The organism is Streptomyces sp. NPDC050263, from assembly GCF_040655955.1.
Lineage (GTDB): Bacteria > Actinomycetota > Actinomycetes > Streptomycetales > Streptomycetaceae > Streptomyces.
Genome location: NZ_JBFAKW010000305.1, coordinates 1 through 1,278, shown reverse-complemented (window position 1 = coordinate 1,278; position 1,278 = coordinate 1). Strand labels below are relative to the sequence as shown.

At 73.5% G+C, this 1,278-nt stretch carries 1 protein-coding gene; it reads left to right on the top strand.

Annotated elements, in window-relative coordinates; genetic code table 11:
* Positions 1-77: 77 nt before the first annotated feature.
* A partial coding sequence (locus AB0J04_RS46185) for an FAD-dependent oxidoreductase (RefSeq protein WP_363174739.1) occupies positions 78-1,278 on the top strand: 1,201 nt, incomplete at its 3' end.

The window sequence follows — 1,278 nt, the reverse complement described above, 5'->3', positions numbered from 1 at the left end:
GTCTCATTCGTGGGCTGTTACGGCGGACCGGCGGCCGGTGTCTCCATGCCGAGTCCACCACAGCACGAGGAGACATCATGAACGCGAACGTCGAGGTAGTCGTCGTCGGCGGAGGGTACGGGGGCGTGACCGCGGCCAACAGGCTGGCACGGCGCGACGGCGTGTCGGTGACCGTGGTCAATCCGCGTCCCGAGTTCGTCTCGCGGATCCGTCTGCACCAGCTCGTGACCGGCTCCGACGACGCGGTCGAGGGCTTCGACGAGGTGCTGGGCGCGAACGCGCGGCTGGTCGTCGACACCGCGACCCTGATCGACGCCGCCGCGCGCCGGGTGTCCCTCGCGGGCGGCGGCACGCTCTCCTACGACTACCTCGTCTACGCGGTCGGCAGCGGCGCCGCCGACCCCGGCGTCCCCGGAGCCGCGGAGTTCGCCCACTGGGTGTCGGACTTCGAGGGAGCCCAACGCCTGCGGCTGGCCCTCGACACGGCCTCCGAGTCGGCTCCGGTGACCGTGGTCGGCTCCGGCCCGACCGGCCTGGAGACCGCCGCCGAGCTCGCGGAGGCCGGCCGCAAGGTCACCCTGGTCTGCGGCCGCGTCCTCGGCCCCTCCCTGCACGCCCGGGTCCGCCGCCCGGTCGCCCGCCGGCTCGCCAGGCTGGGCGTCCACGTCATCGAAGGCCCCCGCGCCCGGGTCACGGAAGTCACCCAGGACACCGTCCGGCTCGACGACGGCCGCTCGCTGCCCAGCGAGGTGACCGTCTGGACCGCCGGATTCCGCGTCCCCGACCTCGCCGCCCGCAGCGGACTGCGCACCGACGCCGACGGCCGCCTCATCACCGACACCACCCTCACCAGCGTGGACGACGAACGCATCATCGCCGCCGGAGACGCCGGCGTCATGCCCGACCACCCCTTCCGCATGAGCTGCCAGGCCGCCACCCAGCTCGGCCCCGCCGCCGCCGACACCGTCCTGCGCCGCATCGCGGGCAAGAAAGCCGCCCCCGTCCGGATGTTCTTCGCCGGCCAGTGCCTCAGCCTCGGCCGGGACCAGGGCGTCACCCAGTTCTCCTACCCCGACGACAAGGTCAACGCGCTCAGCATCAGCGGACGCACCGGCGCCGGCGTCAAGGAGATCGCCTGCCGCTTCACCCTCAACAAGCTGCTCTCCGGAGCACGCAAGGCCAGCTCCCGCCCCTCCCGCGCGCCCCACGGCGGCAGCACCGACCGCGTGGAAACGTCCCAGCCGGAACAGACGCCGTCCAGCACCGAGCGGGCCGCTT